The following is an 18,959-nucleotide window of genomic DNA, read 5'->3' as shown; positions in this document are numbered from 1 at the left end:
CCTTAAGTCCGGATCGTTAAGATCGTCAGCTCTCTCTCGGAACCTTCCCTTGCGACTTCCTGCTCGACCGAACGGCCGCCTCGCGGCTCTGATTTTTTCCTGTCTGACGGTTCTGGCGGCGCACACCGCAACCGCAGCACCGGCCGAACCACCGCCGATCTTCGTGCTCAACTCGCTGGACGCCAGCGTGAGCGTGATCAATCCGGTCGACTGGACCGAAAAGCAGCGCATCGCCACCGGCAAGGAGCCGCATCACCTCTACATGACGCCCGACGAAAAGTCGGTCATCGTGGCCAATTCGGCCGGTGATTCGCTGACCTTCCTCGACCCGAAGACGGCCGCGGTGCAGCGCGTGGTGTACGGCATCATCGATCCGTACCAGCTGCAGTTCTCGCGTGACATGAAGTGGTTCGTCACGGCGGGCAACCGCCTGAACCACGTCGACGTGTACCGCTGGGACGGCAAGGACCTGAAGCTGGCCAAGCGCATCGCCAGCGGCAAGACGCCCAGCCACATCTGGATCGACAACACCAGCACCATCGCCTACGTGACGATGCAGGACAGCGACGAGATGATCGCGGTCGACCTGCCCACGCAAACCGTCAAGTGGCGCACCGCCACCGGCCCGATGCCGGCCGACATCTTCGGCGTGCACAACGACAAGACACTGCTGGTCGGCCTGACCGGCGGCGACGGCGTGCAGGTGTTCGACGTGGCCGGCGCGGAGCCCAAGCTGGTCGGCAAGATCCCCACCGGCAAAGGCGCCCATGCCTTCCGCTCGGCTGGCGACGGCAAGACCGTGTTCGTGAGCAACCGCGTGGCCAACACCATCAGCCGCATCGACCTGGCGACGCTCAAGGTCGTTGCCAACTACGCCGTGCCCGGCGGCCCTGATTGCATGGACGTGTCGGCCGACGGCAAGACGCTGTACGTGACCTCGCGCTGGGCCAAGAAGCTCACCGTGGTCGACCTCGTGGCCCAGAAGGTGGTGCGCCAGGTCAACGTCGGCCGTTCGCCGCACGGCGTGTGGACACTGGACCATGGCAAGCGGACGTAGGCGCATCGGCGCGGCTTTTGCGCTGCTGATGGCCGCAAGCGTCATTCCTGGCGCGTGGGCGGCGCAGGGCGCGGCCACTTGCGAGAAGCCGGTCTACCTGACCTTCGACACCGGTCACATGGGCATCGCCCCGCTGGTGGCCGACGTGCTCAAGCGGCAGAACGTGCGCGTCACCTTCTTTGCCGCCGCGGAACGCACCCAGACCGACGGGGACAGCCTCGACGACCACTGGGCGCCATGGTGGAAGGCGAGGGCGGCCGAGGGCAACGAGTTCGGCTCGCACACCTACGACCACGCCTACTGGCGCGCCGACGTCAAGGGCACGCCGCCGAGCTTTCGCATCAAACCGTCGGCCGGTCCGCAGGACGGCAAGGAATCGACCTGGACCGCCGCCGAGTACTGCGCCAACATCCGCAAATCGTCCGACCGGCTGGCCGCCATCACCGGCAAGAAGCCGCTGCCCCTGTACCGCGCACCCGGCGGCAAGACCTCGCCCGCGCTGCTGGCGGCCGCCGAGGGCTGTGGCTACAAGTACGTCGGCTGGGCGCCCGCGGGCTTCCTGGGCGACGAACTTCCGAGCGAAAAATTCAGCAATGCCAGGCTCCTCACCCAGGCGCTCGACACCATCCGCCCCGGCGACATCCTGCTCGCGCACCTGGGCATCTGGTCGCGCAAGGATCCGTGGGCGCCGGCCAATCTCGAACCGCTGATCGTCGGCCTGAAGGCCAAGGGCTTCTGCTTCGAGACCCTGCGCCAGCACCCCGACTTCCGCGCCTGGATCGCATCCCATCCTTGAGGTTTCTGTCGTGATCGAGTGGTTGACGGACATTTTTTCCACCTTGCAGGGCTGGTTCTTCGAAGCCGTGGTGCAACCGCTGGTCTTCGCGGTGGGCCTGGGCGGCTGGACCGAGGACGCCTTCGACGCCACCGGCTGGCTGCTGGTCGGCGCCATCCAGATCGTGGTGCTGATCGCGGTGATCGGGCCACTGCAGCGCTGGCGTTCGGTGGAGCCTGTGGTCGACCGTCAGGCCATCCGCATCGACGTGCTCTACACGCTGATCCACCGGCTCGGATTGTTCCGCCTGGCCATCTTCTTCACGCTGCAACCCTTCTTCGACGACGCCATGGGCAGCCTGCGCACGGCAGGGTGGGGTACCTTCCACCTCGACGAGGTGTGGCCCGGCGTGACCGACGTGCCGGTGCTCGCGTTTGCGATCTACCTGGTGGTGCTCGACTTCGTCGGCTACTGGATCCATCGCGGCCAGCACCAGTTCAACTGGTGGTGGGGCCTGCACTCGCTGCACCACTCGCAGCGCCAGATGACCATGTGGAGCGACGACCGCAACCACCTGCTAGACGACATCGTCCATGACACGCTGATCGTCGTCGTGGCGCAGCTCATCGGCGTGGCGCCGGGCCAATTCATCGCCTTCGTCGCGTTCACGCAGCTCAGCGAGAGCCTGCAGCACGCCAACCTGCGGCTGAGCTTCGGTACTCTCGGCGAGCGGCTGTGGATCAGCCCGCGCTTCCATCGGTTGCACCACAGCATCGGCCTGGGCCACGAATCCAACGGCAAGAGCACGCTGGGCGGCCACAACTTCGGCGTGCTGCTCCCCTGGTGGGACATGATGTTTCGCACCGCCAACTTCGAGAACCGCTACGACCCTACGGGCATCCGCGACCAGGTCGAACCCGGTGCCGACGGCCGCGTGCGCGAGTACGGCCGCGGCTTCTGGTCGCAGCAGTGGCTCGGCCTGAAGCGAATGGTCGGGCGCGGCTAAGGGGCTCCGGCCCCCGGATGGCTCGCCCCAGGCGTTATCCTCGCTGCCTCATGCGCCTGCTCCTCGATTCCTTCTGGCGCGCGGTCGCCTACTGCATGCTGCCGCGCGTGATCGTGCTGTCGTTGCTTCCATTGGCGTTGATGGTGGCGTTGGCGGCCGGTCTCGGCTATTTCTACTGGGAAGCGTCGGTGGCCTGGACGCGCGGTGCGCTGGACGCCTGGCCGCTGCTGTCCAGCTTCTGGGCCTGGATCGGGCGGCTGTTCTCGGGCGACGTCGCCGGCATGCTGGCGCCGCTGGTCGTGGTGTTCGCCGCCACCCCGCTGATCGTGGTGCTCTGCCTGCTGATCGTGGCCGGGTTCATGGCGCCAGCACTCACCAGGCTCGTGGCCGAGCGCCGCTTTCCCTCGCTCGAGCAAAAGAAGGGCGCCTCTTTTTTCGGCAGCGTCCTGCGTTCGCTCGGCGTCACCCTCCTTGCGCTGGTTGCCCTGGTGGTGTCGATGCCGCTGTGGCTCATTCCGCCGCTCGTGCTGATTCTTCCGCCGCTCATCTGGGGCTGGCTCACCTACCGCGTGATGAGCTTCGACGCGCTGGCCGACCATGCCAGCCCCGAGGAACGCGCTGCGCTGCTGCGCGCGCACCGGCTGCCGCTGCTGTGCATCGGCGTGCTGTGCGGCTACCTGGGCGCGGCGCCCAGCCTCGTCTGGGCGTCGGGCCTGCTGTTCGCAGCCGCCTTCTTCGTTCTGGTGCCGATCGCCATCTGGATCTACACACTGGTCTTTGCCTTTTCGGCGCTCTGGTTCGCCCACTACTGCCTCGACGCGCTCGGGCAGTTGCGGGCCCAGCGCGCAGTGGGCGAGGTGGCTGCGGCGTCGGCCGCCGGCGGCACACCGGCGCTGGAGGCCGCGCAAGCCAACAAGGCCGCTCTTTCTCAATGGGGTTCACCATGACACGCGCATTCGGTCTCATCGTCGTCGGCGACGAGATCCTTTCCGGCAAACGGGCCGACAAGCACATGGCGAAGGTCATCGAACTGCTCGCCGCCCGCGGCCTGCAGCTCAGCTGGGCCGAATACGTCGGCGACGAGCCGGCGCGAATCACCGCAGCGCTCGCCCGTGCCTTTGCCTCGGGCGACATCGTGTTCTCGACCGGCGGTATCGGTGCCACGCCCGACGACCACACCCGCCAGTGCGCTGCCAAGGCGCTGGGCGTGCCGCTGGCGCTGCACCCCGAGGCCGAGCTGCTGATCCGCGAGCGCATGCAGGACACCGCGCGCGAGCAGGGCGTGCCCTACGAGCCCGACCGGTCCGACAACGTGCATCGGCTCAACATGGGCGTGTTCCCGCAGGGCGCCACGCTCATCCACAACCCGTACAACAAGATTCCCGGCTTCAGCGTGGCGGACGTCCATTTCGTGCCGGGCTTCCCGGTCATGGCTTGGCCCATGGTCGAGTCCGTGCTCGACGGCCGTTACGCCGATCTGTTCACCCGAAATGCCGTCGCCGAGAAGTCAGTGATCGTTTTCGGTGCCATGGAGGCCACCCTCACGCCGCTCATGCAGGCCATCGAAGACCAGCATGCCGGCGTCAAGGTGTTCAGCCTGCCGAGCGTCGATCACCCCGAATATGGCCGTCATATCGAGCTTGGCGTGAAGGGCGACCCCGTTCGCCTCGAGGCGGCCTATGCCCAGCTCATCGAAGGCTTGCACGGTTTTGATGCCAAGCTCGGACCCGAATTGGTGCGGTAATGTCGATGGCACCAATTTGGTGAAATTTCGCTTTTATTTGGGGTTTGCAGCGTTCATCAAGGCCTCATCCCGTGAGGTGACAATGGCACAGAAACTGCATCCCTCGTCCCTGTATTCCTAACCACCATCCAACTCAGGAGAAACTGATGGCAAAGACCGTCGCCGATGTACTCAAGCTCGTCAAGGAAAACGAGGTCAAGTTCATCGACTTCCGCTTCACCGACACCCGTGGCAAAGAGCAGCACGTCACCGTGCCGGTCTCGGCTTTCGATGAAGACAAATTCACCTCGGGCCACGCGTTCGACGGTTCCTCCATCGCCGGTTGGAAGGGCATCGAAGCCTCGGACATGCAACTCATGCCCGACCCGAACACCGCCAACATCGACCCCTTCTTCGAAGAAACGACGCTGATCCTGACCTGCGACGTGATCGACCCGGCAGACGGCAAGGCCTACGAGCGCGATCCGCGTTCGCTCGCCAAGCGCGCCGAGGCCTACATGAAGGCTTCGGGCCTGGGCGACACCGCCTTCTTCGGTCCGGAACCCGAATTCTTCGTGTTCGACGGCGTCCGCTGGAAGAACGACATGTCCGGCTGCTTCGTGAAGATCGATTCCGAAGAAGCCTCGTGGAACACCGACAAGGAATACGAACACGGCAACACCGGCCACCGTCCGGCAGTCAAGGGCGGCTACTTCCCGGTGCCCCCGGTCGACAGCTTCCAGGACATGCGCTCGGAAATGTGCCTGGTGCTCGAAGCCCTCGGCATCCCGGTCGAAGTGCATCACCATGAAGTGGCCAACGCCGGCCAGATGGAACTCGGCACCAAGTTCAGCACGCTGGTCCAGCGCGCCGACTGGGTCCAGCTGCAGAAGTACGTGATCCACAACGTGGCCCACGCCTACGGCAAGACCGCCACCTTCATGCCCAAGCCCATCGTCGGCGACAACGGCTCCGGCATGCACGTGCACCAGTCCGTCTGGAAGGACGGCAAGAACCTGTTCGCCGGCGACGGCTATGCGGGCCTGTCGGACTTCGCGCTGCACTACATCGGCGGCATCATCAAGCACGCGCGTGCCCTGAACGCCATCACGAACCCCGGCACCAACAGCTACAAGCGCCTGGTGCCCGGCTTCGAAGCCCCGGTGAAGCTGGCCTACTCGGCCAAGAACCGCTCGGCCTCGATCCGCATCCCGTTCGTGGCGAACCCCAAGGGCCGCCGCGTCGAAGCGCGCTTCCCCGATCCGCTGATGAACCCGTACCTCGGCTTCGCGGCGCTGCTGATGGCCGGTCTGGACGGCGTGGAAAACAAGATCCATCCGGGCGAAGCCGCCAGCAAGGACCTGTACCACCTGCCGCCGGAAGAAGACGCGCTGATCCCGACCGTGTGCCACAGCCTCGACCAGGCCCTGGAATACCTCGACAAGGACCGTGCGTTCCTCACCAAGGGTGGCGTGTTCACCGACTCGTACATCGATGCGTACATCGAGCTCAAGATGCAGGAAGTCACGCGCTTCCGCATGGCGACGCACCCCGTCGAATTCGACATGTACTACTCGCTGTAATCGCTCGCGCGAAGGCAGCCATTCCCCTCGGTCTTCCGAGGGGAAGTAAGACAAAAGGACGGCCCTGGCCGTCCTTTTGTCTTGCTGCGGAACATCTGGTCACCGGTGGCGTCGAATTGCATGAAAATGCGCCTTTGTCGCGCCCCTCTACCGATACACATGAAGACTGCTTCCCTCATTTTCCTGGCCGGTTCATTGATCGCGTTGCCGGCGCTTGCGCAGGAACGCGTCTGGCGCTGCGGCAACGAATACACCAACAACGCGAGCGTGGCCCAGCAAAAGGGCTGCAAGCCGCTGGAAGGCGGCAACGTCACGGTGGTGCAGGGCACGAAGCCCTCGGGTGGCGGCTCTGCATCGTCGGGTGGTTCGTCTGCGGCGCGCGCGCCGGCCGGCAGCCCGCGCGTCGAAGGCGTCGACCAGCGCGCCCGTGACGGCGAGGCCCGCTCGGTGCTCGAGGCCGAGCTCAGGAAGGCCGAGGCCCGCCAGGCCGAGCTGCAGAAGGACTACAACAACGGCGAGCCCGAAAAGCAGGGCAGCGAAGGCCGCAACTACCAGAAGTACCTGGACCGCGTCGCCGAAATGAAGGCCGAGCTGGCGCGCAACGAGAGCGACATTGCCGGCATCCGCCGCGAAATCGGCCGGCTGCCCGCAAAGCAGCCGCAATAACATGGTGTTCGGGAAGAAGGCGAACGGCGCCAATCCGCGCTTCCAGTCCTTCGACCTGCTGTCCACGCTGATCGCGGTGGTCAACAGCAACGGCTCCGTGCTGTTTGCCAACGCAGGCCTCGAAGACGCTCTGGGCACCTCGCGACGCACCCTCGAGGGCTCGCAGTTCGGCGCATGTTTCCATGAGCCCCAGGTGCTGCGCACCGCCATCGACGGCGCCGCCAGCAACGACTTTGCGACGCTGCGCTACGAGGCCTTCCTGCGCCGCGTCAATCACGAGCTGATGCCCGTTCAGGTCACGCTGGCGCACGGCGACAAGAAGGGCGAGCTCATCATCGAGATGTCGCCGCTCGAGAACCAGGTGCGGCAGGACCGCGAAGAGCGCCTCATCGACCAGGCGCAGGCCAACAAGGAACTCATCCGCAACCTCGCGCACGAGATCAAGAACCCGCTCGGTGGCATTCGCGGCGCGGCGCAGCTGCTGCAGATGGAGGTCGAGTCGCGCGACCTCATCGAGTACACCCAGGTCATCATTCACGAGGCCGACCGGCTGCAGACGCTGGTCGACCGCCTGCTCGCGCCGCACCGCCGCCCGCATGTGGTGGGCGACGTGAACATCCACGAGGTGTGCGAGCGCGTGCGTTCCGTGATCCTCGCGGAGTTTCCGCGCGACCTGCACATCGAGCGCGACTTCGACGTGTCGATTCCCGAGTTTCGCGGCGACCGCGAGCAGCTCATCCAGGCCACGCTCAACATCGCGCACAACGCGGCGCAGGCGCTGTCCGAGCGCCGCGCGGCGGGCGATGCGCAGATCACTTTCAAGACGCGCGTGGCCCGTCAGGTGATCTTCAACAAGCAGTGGTATCGACTGGCACTGGAATTGCATGTCATTGACAATGGACCGGGTGTGCCGGACACGATCAAGGACCGCATCTTCTATCCGCTCGTCTCGGGCAGGGAAGGCGGAACGGGGCTGGGACTGACGCTCGCGCAAACTTTTGTGCAGCAGCATCACGGTGTGATCGAGTGCGACAGCGTCCCGGGCCGAACCGATTTCAAGATATTGATACCGCTGCCTTAGCGCAGCCCCGGCAACAGAGGAGATGCATGAAGCCGATCTGGATAGTTGATGACGACCAATCGATTCGCTTCGTGCTCGAGAAGGCTCTGCTGCGCGAAGACCTGCCCACGCGCAGTTTCACGAACACGCGCGAGGTGCTTGCCGCACTCGAGCAGGCCGCCGACGACGAACAGCAAGGCCCCCAGGTCCTGGTGAGCGACATCCGCATGCCCGGCGGTTCCGGGCTCGACCTGCTCGACAAGATCAAGGCCAAGCACCCCGGCCTGCCCGTCATCATCATGACGGCGTTCTCCGACCTCGACAGCGCCGTCTCTGCCTTCCAGGGCGGGGCCTTCGAATACCTGCCCAAGCCTTTCGACCTGCCGCGTGCGGTCGAACTCATCCGCCGCGCCGTCGATGAAAGCCAGCGCGAGGAAGTGGCCGAGGAGCGCATGGTCGCCGCGCCCGAAATGCTCGGCCAGGCGCCCGCCATGCAGGACGTGTTCCGCGCGATCGGCCGGCTGTCGCAAAGCAACGTCACGGTGCTCATCACCGGCGAATCGGGTTCGGGCAAGGAGCTGGTGGCGCGCGCGCTGCACAAGCATTCGCCGCGCACCAACGGCCCCTTCGTGGCCATCAACACCGCCGCCATTCCGAAAGACCTGCTCGAGAGCGAACTCTTCGGCCATGAGCGCGGCGCCTTCACCGGCGCGCAGACCATGCGCCGTGGCCGATTCGAGCAGGCCGAGGGCGGCACGCTGTTCCTCGACGAAATCGGCGACATGCCCTTCGACCTGCAGACGCGCCTGCTGCGCGTGCTGAGCGACGGCCATTTCTATCGCGTGGGCGGCCACAACTCGGTCAAGGCCAATGTGCGCGTGATCGCGGCCACCCACCAGGACCTGGAGCAACGCGTCAAGCTCGGCGGCTTCCGCGAAGACTTGTTCCACCGCCTCAACGTGATCCGCCTGCGCCTGCCGGCGCTGCGCGAACGTGGCGAAGACGTGCCTGCGCTCACGCGCCACTTCCTGCAGGTGAGCGCGCGCCAGCTCGGCGTGGAGCCCAAGCGCATTTCCGATGCCGCGCTGGCCAAGCTCGCGGCCTTCGGCTTTCCGGGCAACGTGCGCCAGCTGGAGAACATCTGCCATTGGCTGACCGTGATGGCGCCGGCACAGCTGATCGAATCCAAAGACCTGCCGCCCGAGGTGATGTCGGCATCGGTGCCCGAGGTCCATGTCCATGCGCACGAAGCCGCGAGCCATGCCGTTGCGGCCCAGGCGCCGGCATTGCCCCCGGCGGGCGCCGAACGCGAAGCGGCGCATGTGCCGGTGGCATCGCCCGAACACGCCGAGGCGGCGCCCACCAGCGTCAGCAGCTGGGAAAGCGGCCTCGAGGTCGAAGCCCAGGCCCTGCTGGCGGCCGGCCGCACCGATGTGTGGGACGTGCTGTCGCGCCGCTTCGAATCTCGGCTGATCCTCACCGCGTTGACCAACACGCGAGGGCGCCGCATCGAAGCCGCCCAGAAGCTGGGCATCGGTCGCAACACCATCACCCGCAAGATCCAGGAACTCGGGATCGAATGAAAAAGGCCCTTCGGGGCTTTTTTTATCTGCTGCGCTGGCCCAGGGTCAGCGAATCGAGCTGGAAGTTTCCGCTCTTGTCCCAGAGCCACGTGTCCACGTACGTGTGGCCGCCCAGCTTGCCCGGGCTGGGCAGGGGCGAGGCGGCCTTGATGAGCTCGGCGATCATCGGTGCCACCTCCGGCGCGTGGCTGGGCGTGCGGCTGAAGGTCACGTTCATCACCTTGCCATTGGCATCGATGTCGGTCTCCACCACCACCACCGCATACACCAGCGGCGGGATCTTGCCCTTGTAGATGCGGCTGGCGTACTTGTTGTAGATGTGGCGCGCGCCGATCTTGCGGTAGGTGCGCACGGCCGGCGTCTGCGCGGTGATGAGGCGCACCGTGGGCACGTTGCGGTCGCCCTGCGCAGCTTCGCCGGTGGGCGAGGTCGTGGCGGGTGCGGCGCCGCCTTCCTCCGCCTTGTCCGAAGGTTTCAGCAGCGAGCAGGCCGACAGCGCAAGGGCCGCGGCCACCACGGCAAGACGGCCGCCGATGCGAATGAGCGCCGCCATGGCCTCAGGCTCCGAGGTCGACGTCGAGCACCACCGGCGCGTGGTCGCTGGGCTTTTCCCACTTGCGCGGCACGCGGTCGATGACGCAGCCCTTCACTTTCGGCACCAGCGGCTCGCTCACCAGGATGTGGTCGATGCGCAGGCCACGGTTCTTCTGGTAGCCCAGCATGCGGTAGTCCCACCACGAGTAGCTTTTCTCGGGCTGCTCGAACATGCGAAAGCTGTCGGTCAGGCCCAGCGCGAGCAGCGCCTTGAAATGGTTGCGCTCCTCGCTCGTGTGGTGGATCGTTTCCTTCAGGCCCACCGGGTCGAAGCTGTCGCGGTCCTCGGGCGTGACGTTGAAGTCGCCCAGCAGCACCAGCTTCGCGTGGGCGGCCAGCTCCTGGCGCAGCGCGTCGTGCAGCGCGTCGAGCCACTTGAGCTTGTAGGCGAACTTTTCCGAGCCTGGCGCCTGGCCGTTCACGAAATAGCAGTTGACGACGCGCAGCGGGCCCGCAGGCGTCTCGACGGTGGCCGTGATCACGCGCGACTGCTCGTCGGTGAAGCCGCCGATGTTCTTCACCACATCGCGCACCGGCGCCTTGCTGAGGATGGCCACGCCGTTGTAGGTCTTCTGGCCGAACACCGCGGCCTCGTAGCCCGCGGCCTTCAGCGCGTCGAGCGGGAACTTGTCGTCGGTCATCTTCAGCTCCTGCAGGCAGAGCACGTCGACGGGGTTGGCCGCAAGCCAGTCGAGCACGTGCTGCAGGCGCGCGGTGAGGGAGTTGACGTTCCAGGTGGCAATTTTCATGGGGCTGGCAGCGTGTCCATCGTTTCGAAGAACACAGGATTCGTTGTGTGGGGTGTCTCGCGGATGCCCGCAAGAGAGGCACGACGCGGGGCGCGTGGGAGTGTCGGCGGACAGCTTAGCAAAGGCGGCAGCCCGGGGTTGAAAACCCGCCGGCTGCTACGCTTGGTAACGTGCCTCGGGTCCGGGTTGTCCCGGTTGCGGCGCATTCCGAACGACCGTACGGAAAGAGGCCTAAAGATTGCATGCATGTACCCATCCTGGAGGGATATGTTGCAATTCGTCACCCGTCGGCTGAGCCGCCTCAGTGTTGGCCGCAAGTTGCTGGTCATCTACCTGCTGGACCTGAGCGCGGTCATCTTCATCAGCGGCATCCTCATCAGCGAGAAATTCATCGCGATCGACTTCGGCCGCAAGGAGATGGCGGGCGCGGCCTACATCGACCGCATGCGCGCCACGCTGCTGGCCACCGCCGGATGGCACGGCGCCGACGCTGCGCCGCCGCAGGTGCTGGAGCGGCTCGAGCAGCAGTACGGCGACGGCATGCAGAGCGCGGAGGTCAGCCGCCAGTTCCGCGACGCGCTGGCGGCGGCCGTGCAGGCGGCTTCGCCCGGGCGCGAGGCGGCCAGGCGCACCGCGCTCGAACACGGGCGCGCACTGGTCACGCGCATCGGCAACCAGTCGAACCTGATCCTCGACCCCGACCTCGACAGCTACTACACGATGTCGCTGGTGCTGCTGCGCTTCCCCGAGCTGCTCGAGCTGGGCTCCGACATGGCCGCGCGGCTGCACGCCCCCGGTGCGAGCGGCCTCGCGACGACCGAGGCGCGCACGCAGTACTTCATCCTGGAGGGGCGCATCGACGCGATCGCGGCCAGCATCAAGAGCGACTACGCGGAGGCCTTCGCCGCCGCCAAGGGCCCGCTGCAGGCGCGGCTGGACCCCTCGCGCGCCCGCCTGCTGGCAGGCATCGAAGCTTTCCGCGGCGCCTCGCGCAGCGTGCTCGCGTCCAGCGACAGCACCGACAACAGCGGCAGCCGCCGCGGTCTCGTGGCCTTCGACGCGGCCCAGCAGGCGTTGTTCGGCGAACTCGACAGCGCGTGGTCCGGTGCCATCGGCGAACTCGACGCGATGCTCACCTCGCGCGAGCAGGGTTTCTTCGCGCGCATGTGGCTGCACCTGGGCACGGCGCTCTTCCTGCTGCTGATGATCCTCACGGCGGTGTTCTACGTGGCGCGCCAGATCTCGCGGCCGCTGCGGCGGTTGTCTGGCGTGGTCGACACCGTGCGCCGCACCGGCGACCACAGCCTGCGCGCGCACTGGGACAGCGGCGACGAAATCGGCGTGCTGGTGCTCGGCTTCAACGACATGCTGGCGCAGCTCGACCGCGAGCGCCGGACGCAGCAGGAACTCGCAGCCAGCGCGCGCGCGGCCGAAGCGCAGCGCGACCTGGTCGCGGCCATTCCGATCCCGCTGATGGTCACGGCCATTCCGAACCACGAGGTGCTCAACGCCAACCCCAGCGCGCAGGCCTGGCTCGGCGGCGGCACGCGCGATCCGTGGGCGCTGGGCGTGGCGCCGGGCGTGCGCTCGCGCTTCTTCCAGCAGCTGGCCGACCGCGGCGCCGTCGACGAGTTCGAGGTGCGCTGGCTCGGCGGCGCCGAGCCGTCGTGGGCGGTGCTGTCGGCGCGGCGCCTGGTCTACCAGGGCCAGGACGCGCTGCTGACCGCCTTCACGCCCATCAACCACCTGAAGCTGATGGAGCAGCGGCTCATGCTCTGGGCCAAGGTGTTCGAGGCCTCGTCCGAAGGCATCCTGATCATCGACGAACAGCACCGCATCCTCACCGCGAACCGCGCGCTGTGCCGCCTCACGGGCCACGACCTGGGCGACCTCGTGGGCGAGCCGCCCGAGCGGCTCATGAGCGACGACACGCTGCACTTCGCCGGACTGTGGCCGGTGCTCGACCAGCGTGGCACCTGGCAGGGCGAGGTCAGCGTTCGCCGGCGCAACGGCGACAGCTACCCGGCGTGGCTGGTGGCGAGCGTGGTGCGCGACGGGCCGGAGCGCATTTCGCACTACATCTTCACGTCCATCGACGTGAGCGACCGCAAGCGCAGCGAGGCGCGCATCCGCTTCCTGGCGCATCACGACGTGCTGACCGAGCTGCCCAACCGGTCGCTGTGCATCGAACGGCTGGGGCTCGCGCTGCAGCAGGCGCAGCGCAAGGGGCAGCGCGTGGGGGTTCTGTTCATCGACCTCGACCGCTTCAAGAACATCAACGACTCGCTGGGCCACCACGTCGGCGACGCGCTGCTGCGCTCCGTGGCAGGGCGCATGACGCAGGCCGTGCGGCCGGGCGACACGGTGAGCCGGCTCGGCGGCGACGAGTTCGTGGTGGTGCTCAACAACGTGACCGACGCCGGGGAAATTCTTTCGCTGGTCGAGCGACGGCTGATCACGCTGATCAGGCAGCCGCACGACATCGACGGCGCCGAGATCCATGTCTCGTGCAGCGTGGGCATTGCGGTCTACCCCGACGATGCGCAGGACATCGACGCGCTCATGCGCCATGCCGACGTCGCCATGTACCAGAGCAAGGCGAGCGGGCGCGACACCGCGCGTTTCTTCACGCCCGAAATGAACGAGCGCGCGCAGCAACGCCTGCAGCTCGAGTCCAGCCTGCGCCACGCGATCGAGCGCCACGAGCTCAGCCTGCACTACCAGCCGCGCATCGACGCCCACAACGGCGAGTTGATCTGCGTGGAGGCGCTGCTGCGCTGGCACAGCGCGGAGCTGGGGCAGGTGCCCCCCGCGCAGTTCATCCCGATCGCCGAGGAGTCGGGCCAGATCGTGGCCATCGGCGCGTGGGTCATCGCCCAGGCCTGCGCGCAGCACGCCGCCTGGCGCCGCGAAGGGCTGGGCGCGATCCGGGTGGCGATCAACATGTCGGCGCTGCAGTTGCGCGACGGCAGCCTGGTCGATGTGCTGCGCGACGCGATCGCGTTCAACGCCGTGCCGCCGGGCGACATCGAGCTCGAGCTCACCGAATCGACGCTGATGGACGCGGCCGAGCAGACGCTGGTGCAGTTGCACGCGCTGAAGGCGCTCGGCGTGATGCTGTCGATCGACGATTTCGGCACGGGCTTTTCGAGCCTGAACTACCTGAACCGCTTTCCCATCGACAAGCTGAAGATCGACCGTTCCTTCGTCCACAAGATGCTGGGCGATCCGACCGACATGGCCATTGCGCGGGCCATCATCGGGCTGGGGCACACGCTCGGGCTGCGCGTGGTGGCCGAAGGCGTCGAGCGGCGCGAAGAGGCCGACACCTTGCGCGCGGCGCAATGCGACGAACTGCAGGGTTACCTCATCGCCAGGCCGATGCCCGCGTCCAGGCTGGCGGCCTGGATCGAGCACGACAGCCGGATGGATGCGGCGTCGATCTGACGCCTTGTCCGGAAGACTGCCCGGCTGCTTTCTTTTGGGGCGCGGTCGAGCGATGTGGACGGCGCGAACATCGCCGGCTTCGGGCGCGTGGCCGATGCGATGCTGGCGCAAGGCGTCGTCCGAGGACGCGCCCGGCCGTTAGAGCCTCGCTCAGAGTTCGATGAACGCCGAGGTGGCCTTGTTCAGGGCCAGCTGGCCCTTCACCGTGATCGATTCGACCTGGGCCAGCTGACGGATCGCGCGTGCACCGGGTGCGCGGTTCGACGGTGGAATGAAGGCTGTCACCAACTCTGCCGCACGCAGCACGCGCAGCCTGTCGATGTCTGCGGGCGTGTGAATCACGTATGGCAATTTCTGCTCGGAGAGCACCCGAAGAAATTCCATGGACATGGGCCGTCTCCTTGGGGTTGAGGGCGTGACGGCCATTGTGCGCACAAACAATTAGCCCTGTCTAACCCCTGCGGCGCGCAGGCCTTTGCGCGTGTACCGAAGACCTAGTTTCGGCCCTGCGCAGGCCACGCGGTGGTGTCGGGCATCACGATGTGCCAGTGCACCGGGTCGATGCCGTCGAAGGTCGCGAGGTAGCGCTGCGACAGGCGGTCTTCGCCCGTCACGTCGCGGATCACGACGGCGTCGATGCGTCCGGGGTGCGTGCGAAACGTTTGCGCGTAGATCTCCGGATCGGCCTCGCCCGAGTCGCCCACCAGCACGAAGCGGCGCTGCGGAAACTCGGCCAGCAGCCGCTCGATCACGCCGAGCTTGTGCGCGCGCGAATCCTCGGCGCCGGGCACCAGCGTGCGCCACGTGGTGCTCTCGCGCAGGTGCATGCTGCCCGCGGGAAAGTCGGCACCGCGAATGAAGTCGGCGAGCGCGGGGTACAGCTGGATCGGGCTGGCGGACAGGTAGTGAAAGCGCGTGTCGGGCGTCTTCGCGATCTCGCGGTACCACTGCGCCATGCGCGGCGCAGGCTCGAAGCGGCGCGAGAAAGTGTTGAGCAGCATCTCGCGCCGGTCGCGCACCTGCGTGCGCTTGATGGTGTCGTCGATGTCCGAGATGATCGACACGCCCTGCGCCGGCACGATCAGTGCCTGCCCCCGGAATCGGTGCAGCAATTCGCCCGGGCCGGTGACGCCGTGGAACTGCACCCACTCCTGCGAGGACGCCGATGGCGACAGGAGCGACGCACGCGGCATGTCGATCACCACGCGCAGGTTGCAGCGCCCGTCCTTGCCCGAAGGCGGCATCGTCACGCGCGTCGGGCTGCCGTCGAATTCGATGTCGATGACCTTGTCTTCTTCCGACTCCGCATGGAACAGCGCGGTGCGCTGGTTGAAGCGCAGCCGCGCGGCGGGCGAGAGCTTCTTGAGGTTCAGATCCAGATAGCGCGCGAGCGCGGTGTTCAGGCCCCAGCGGTGCTCGCGCTCGAAGATCCAGCCGTGGATGTCGACCTCGAGCCGGCCGTCGGCGGTGGGGCGCGCCGTGCCGGTCATGAAGAGCGCCTCTTCGTCGGGCTCCAGAGGCTCGGGCGCTGCCTGCGCGGACCGCAGCGGCGCAAGGCCCGCAAGCAGCGCCGCGCCCATCACCACCGACCTGCGACGCAGGGTCGGGGCGGGCGTGTGGACAGGGCCGTCGTCGCTCATCGGCCGGGGGAGGCGGCCCGCTCGTACGTGACGAAACTGAAGCCGAGGCCTTCCTTCGCCGAGATATGCGAGGCGCGCTGCGTTTCGCGCCACACGGTGGCGTCGAGCGTGGGCGCGTGGGCATCGCCTTCGTAGTCGCGCGCAAGTTCGGTCACGACCGCGCGTTGCGCGAGGGGCTCGGCCTCGGCGTAGATCTGCGCGCCGCCGATCACCCACACGTCCGCGGGCTGTTGCTGCTCGCACAGCGCGAAGGCCTCCTGCAGGCTGCCCACGCGCTGCGCGCCGTCGGCCTGCCAGTCGGCCTGGCGCGTGACCACGATGTTCTGCCGGCCCGGCAGAGGGCGAAAGCGCGGCGGCAGCGAGTCCCAGGTCTTGCGGCCCATGACCACCGGCGCGCCGGCTGTCTGCTGCTTGAAGTGCGCCATGTCCTCGGGCAGGTGCCAGGGAATGGTGTTGTTCGCGCCGATCACGCCGTTGGCGGCGCGGGCGAAGATGAGGTTGATGCGGGGCGTGCTCATGCAGTCACCCCGCTCATACCGCCACGGGCGCCTTGATCGGGTCGCCGTGCTGGTAGTCGAGCACCTCGAAGTCTTCGTACTGGTAGTCGAAGATCGAGTCCGGCTTGCGCTTGATGTTCAGCGTGGGGTACGGGTAGGGCGTGCGGCTCAGTTGCAGCGCCACTTGCTCGGCGTGGTTGCTGTAGATGTGGCAGTCGCCGCCGGTCCAGATGAAGTCGCCCACGTCCAGGTCGCACTGCTGGGCCACCATGTGCGTGAGCAGCGCGTAGCTCGCGATGTTGAAGGGCACGCCCAGGAAGATGTCGGCGCTGCGCTGGTAGAGCTGGCAGCTGAGCTTGCCGCGCTCGCCCTCGGCCTGCGGCGGCGCCACGTAGAACTGGAAGAAGGCGTGGCAGGGCATGAGCGCCATCTTCGACAGCTCGGCCACGTTCCATGCGCTCACGATGATGCGGCGCGAATCGGGGTTGCTCTTCAGCGTCTTGATGACGTCGGAGATCTGGTCGATGTGACCGCCGTCGGGCGTGGGCCAGCTGCGCCACTGCACACCGTACACGGGGCCCAGGTCGCCGTCTTCGCGCGCCCACTCGTCCCAGATGCTGACGCCACGTTCCTTCAGCCAGTTGTTGTTGCTCGAGCCGGTCAGGAACCACAGCAGTTCCTGGATGATGGACTTCAGGTGCACCTTCTTCGTGGTGACCAGCGGGAAGCCTTCGTTCAGGTCGAAGCGCATCTGGTGGCCGAACACGCTCTTGGTGCCGGTGCCGGTGCGGTCGCTCTTGAACACGCCGTGGGTGTCGACGTGGCGCATGAAATCTTCGTACTGGGAGCGAACGGGGCGGGTGGGCGAGGTCATGTTGGGAATTTTACGGGGCGGCGCTAGCATTGGCCGATGACCGGTCATGACCACTCCCACGAACACAGCGAACTCGGCGACATGGACCTGCGCGTGCGCGCGCTCGAGAGCGTGCTCACGCAGAAGGGCTACATCGACCCCGCCGCGCTGGACGCGCTGATCGACACCTACCAGACCCGCATCGGCCCGCGCAACGGCGCGCGCGTGGTGGCGCGGGCCTGGGTCGACCCGGCGTTTCGCACATGGCTGCTGGCCGATGCCACCGCGGCCATCGCCTCGCTCGGCTACACGGGCCGGCAGGGCGAACACATGGTGGCGGTGGAGAACACCGACGCGTTGCACCACATGGTCGTATGCACCCTGTGCAGCTGCTACCCCTGGCCGGTGCTGGGCCTGCCGCCCACCTGGTACAAGAGCGCGCCGTACCGCTCGCGCGTGGTGAAGGACCCGCGTGGCGTGCTCGCCGACTTCGGCGTGACGCTGCCCGAGGCCACGCGCATCCGCGTGTGGGACTCGACCGCGGAGGTGCGCTACCTCGTGATTCCACAGCGGCCCGCCGGCAGCGAGGGCCTGGACGAAGAAGCGCTTGCGGCGCTGGTCTCGCGCGATTCGATGATCGGCACGCGGCTGGCGCAGGCGCCCGCGAAAGAGGGGAGCCCTGCATGAGCTACGACACCAAGGCCGATCTGGGCGGCCAGCCCGGTTTCGGCAAGGTGGTGCCGGAGGCCGAAGGCGACCTGTTCCATGCGGACTGGGAGCCGCGCGCACTGGCGCTCGTGCTGGCCATGGGTGCGACCGGTTCATGGAACATCGATGCGAGCCGCGCGGTGCGCGAGACACTGCCTGGCTACCGCGACCTGAGCTACTACCAGATCTGGCTCTACGCGCTCGAGCAACTGATGCTGCAGCGCGGGCAGGTCTTCGCGGACGAGATCGCCAGCGGCGAGATGCGCCATGCGCCCGCACCTGTCGCACGCGTGCTGCAGGCGGCCAACGTGCCGCTCGTGCTGGCGAAGGGCTCACCGACGCAGCGCCCCGAGCCGGGTCCTGCACGCTTCGCCGTCGGGCAGGCGGTGCGCACGCACCTCGGCAAGGTCGACCATCACACGCGGCTGCCCGCCTATGTGCAGGGCAAGCGCGGCACCATCGCGCATGTGCACGGCGCCCACGTGTTCGCCGACGCGAATGCACAGGGGCTCGGCGAGCAGCCGCAGTGGCTCTACACGGTGGAGTTCGCCGAGGCCGAGCTCTGGGGCGACGCGGCGCCGCGCCAGAACCTCTCGGTGTCGGTCGATGCGTGGGAAAGCTACCTGGAGGCCGTCGCATGAACGGCGACCGCCTGCCCCTGTCGCCCGGCATGCCGCGCGATGCCGACGGGCCTGTCTTCGGCGCGCCGTGGGAAGCGCAGGCCTTCGCGATGACGCTGGCGCTGCATGAACGCGGGCTGTTCACCTGGTCCGAGTGGGCCGAGACGCTGGCCGCGCAGATTGCCGCCGCGCAGGCCGCGGGCGATCCGGACACGGGCGACACCTACTACCGGCATTGGCTGGCGGCGCTCGAGACGCTGGTGGCGCGCAAGGGCGCGAGCTCCGGCGACGAACTGGCCCGCTACCGTCATGCCTGGGACCATGCCGCGGATCGCACCCCGCATGGGCAGCCGATCGAGTTGCGGGGCGAAGACTTTCCCGGCTGAGGGTCTTGTCTT

19 protein-coding genes are annotated in these 18,959 nt (G+C 67.1%); 13 read left to right on the top strand and 6 right to left on the bottom strand.

Annotated features, from left to right (window positions below):
* Nucleotides 1-49 precede the first annotated feature (49 nt).
* The 9 genes from AC0IYU_RS14170 to ntrC all read left to right on the top strand — a co-directional run bounded on the left by AC0IYU_RS14170 (nucleotide 50) and on the right by ntrC (nucleotide 9,453).
* The gene (locus AC0IYU_RS14170; RefSeq protein WP_472117795.1) at nucleotides 50-1,057 is read left to right on the top strand and encodes a YncE family protein; all 1,008 of its coding nucleotides are present in this window, start codon (nucleotides 50-52) and stop codon (nucleotides 1,055-1,057) included.
* Nucleotides 1,041-1,853, top strand: coding sequence for a polysaccharide deacetylase family protein (locus AC0IYU_RS14165; RefSeq protein WP_472117791.1), 813 nt, complete (start codon nucleotides 1,041-1,043; stop codon nucleotides 1,851-1,853). Before AC0IYU_RS14170 ends, AC0IYU_RS14165 begins: the two co-directional genes overlap by 17 nt.
* 10 nt (nucleotides 1,854-1,863) lie before the next feature.
* Complete coding sequence (locus AC0IYU_RS14160; RefSeq protein ID WP_472117789.1) at nucleotides 1,864-2,838, top strand: sterol desaturase family protein; 975 nt, start codon at nucleotides 1,864-1,866, stop codon at nucleotides 2,836-2,838.
* Between the two features lie 50 nt (nucleotides 2,839-2,888).
* Entirely contained in the window at nucleotides 2,889-3,785 is an 897-nt protein-coding gene (locus AC0IYU_RS14155; RefSeq protein ID WP_472117786.1) for an EI24 domain-containing protein, read from the top strand.
* Nucleotides 3,782-4,582 carry a competence/damage-inducible protein A gene (locus AC0IYU_RS14150; protein WP_472117783.1) on the top strand — a complete coding sequence of 267 codons (801 nt, stop codon included), beginning with the start codon at nucleotides 3,782-3,784 and terminating at the stop codon, nucleotides 4,580-4,582. The genes AC0IYU_RS14155 and AC0IYU_RS14150 overlap by 4 nt, the downstream gene beginning before the upstream one ends.
* Nucleotides 4,583-4,728: 146 nt before the next feature.
* Nucleotides 4,729-6,144, top strand: a complete 1,416-nt coding sequence (gene glnA, locus AC0IYU_RS14145) for a type I glutamate--ammonia ligase (RefSeq protein WP_093434476.1) — start codon at nucleotides 4,729-4,731, stop codon at nucleotides 6,142-6,144.
* Nucleotides 6,145-6,303: 159 nt separating this feature from the next.
* Nucleotides 6,304-6,810, top strand: a complete 507-nt coding sequence (locus AC0IYU_RS14140) for a hypothetical protein (protein WP_435483259.1) — start codon at nucleotides 6,304-6,306, stop codon at nucleotides 6,808-6,810.
* A gap of 1 nt (nucleotide 6,811) precedes the next feature.
* On the top strand, nucleotides 6,812-7,891 hold the full coding sequence (gene glnL, locus AC0IYU_RS14135) for a nitrogen regulation protein NR(II) (RefSeq protein ID WP_435435468.1): 1,080 nt from the start codon (nucleotides 6,812-6,814) through the stop codon (nucleotides 7,889-7,891).
* A 26-nt stretch (nucleotides 7,892-7,917) separates the two neighbouring features.
* Nucleotides 7,918-9,453 carry a nitrogen regulation protein NR(I) gene (gene ntrC / locus AC0IYU_RS14130; RefSeq protein ID WP_472117781.1) on the top strand — a complete coding sequence of 512 codons (1,536 nt, stop codon included), beginning with the start codon at nucleotides 7,918-7,920 and terminating at the stop codon, nucleotides 9,451-9,453.
* 22 nt (nucleotides 9,454-9,475) lie between these two features.
* On the opposite strand, the gene AC0IYU_RS14125 is transcribed toward ntrC, so the two are convergent.
* Both AC0IYU_RS14125 and xth read right to left on the bottom strand, forming a co-directional pair.
* On the bottom strand, nucleotides 9,476-10,006 hold the full coding sequence (locus AC0IYU_RS14125; RefSeq protein WP_435483261.1) for a hypothetical protein: 531 nt from the start codon (nucleotides 10,004-10,006) through the stop codon (nucleotides 9,476-9,478).
* A 4-nt stretch (nucleotides 10,007-10,010) separates the two neighbouring features.
* Nucleotides 10,011-10,796 (bottom strand): exodeoxyribonuclease III, encoded by a 786-nt coding sequence (xth, locus tag AC0IYU_RS14120; protein ID WP_472117778.1) that lies wholly within the window; start codon nucleotides 10,794-10,796, stop codon nucleotides 10,011-10,013.
* A gap of 267 nt (nucleotides 10,797-11,063) precedes the next feature.
* Between xth and AC0IYU_RS14115 the strand changes: the two genes are divergently transcribed.
* Nucleotides 11,064-14,243, top strand: a complete 3,180-nt coding sequence (locus AC0IYU_RS14115; protein WP_472117775.1) for an EAL domain-containing protein — start codon at nucleotides 11,064-11,066, stop codon at nucleotides 14,241-14,243.
* A gap of 150 nt (nucleotides 14,244-14,393) precedes the next feature.
* Here AC0IYU_RS14115 and AC0IYU_RS14110 read toward each other — a convergent pair whose 3' ends face one another.
* From AC0IYU_RS14110 to AC0IYU_RS14095, 4 genes are all read right to left on the bottom strand, one after another.
* Entirely contained in the window at nucleotides 14,394-14,633 is a 240-nt protein-coding gene (locus tag AC0IYU_RS14110; RefSeq protein ID WP_472117773.1) for a hypothetical protein, read from the bottom strand.
* 104 nt (nucleotides 14,634-14,737) lie between these two features.
* Nucleotides 14,738-15,883: a phosphatidate phosphatase App1 family protein gene (locus AC0IYU_RS14105; protein ID WP_472117770.1), complete on the bottom strand. Its 1,146-nt coding sequence runs from the start codon at nucleotides 15,881-15,883 to the stop codon at nucleotides 14,738-14,740.
* Nucleotides 15,880-16,401 (bottom strand): dihydrofolate reductase, encoded by a 522-nt coding sequence (locus tag AC0IYU_RS14100; protein ID WP_472117767.1) that lies wholly within the window; start codon nucleotides 16,399-16,401, stop codon nucleotides 15,880-15,882. The genes AC0IYU_RS14105 and AC0IYU_RS14100 overlap by 4 nt, the downstream gene beginning before the upstream one ends.
* Nucleotides 16,402-16,414: 13 nt before the next feature.
* Nucleotides 16,415-17,254: a thymidylate synthase gene (locus tag AC0IYU_RS14095; RefSeq protein ID WP_472117763.1), complete on the bottom strand. Its 840-nt coding sequence runs from the start codon at nucleotides 17,252-17,254 to the stop codon at nucleotides 16,415-16,417.
* A gap of 36 nt (nucleotides 17,255-17,290) precedes the next feature.
* On the opposite strand from AC0IYU_RS14095, the gene nthA reads away from it, so the two are divergent.
* From nthA to AC0IYU_RS14080, 3 genes are read left to right on the top strand one after another with little or no spacing between them, the layout of a single operon-like run.
* Nucleotides 17,291-17,920, top strand: coding sequence for a nitrile hydratase subunit alpha (nthA, locus tag AC0IYU_RS14090; protein WP_435483267.1), 630 nt, complete (start codon nucleotides 17,291-17,293; stop codon nucleotides 17,918-17,920).
* Complete coding sequence (gene nthB, locus AC0IYU_RS14085) at nucleotides 17,917-18,582, top strand: nitrile hydratase subunit beta (RefSeq protein WP_472117760.1); 666 nt, start codon at nucleotides 17,917-17,919, stop codon at nucleotides 18,580-18,582. Before nthA ends, nthB begins: the two co-directional genes overlap by 4 nt.
* A complete protein-coding gene (locus AC0IYU_RS14080; protein WP_472117757.1) occupies nucleotides 18,579-18,947 on the top strand; it encodes a nitrile hydratase accessory protein in 369 nt (122 codons plus the stop codon). The genes nthB and AC0IYU_RS14080 overlap by 4 nt, the downstream gene beginning before the upstream one ends.
* Nucleotides 18,948-18,959 lie beyond the last annotated feature (12 nt).

It is taken from the genome of Variovorax sp. AC103, from assembly GCF_979254005.1.
Note: the sequence above shows the minus strand (reverse complement) of the source record. Positions and strands in the feature narration are given on the sequence as shown.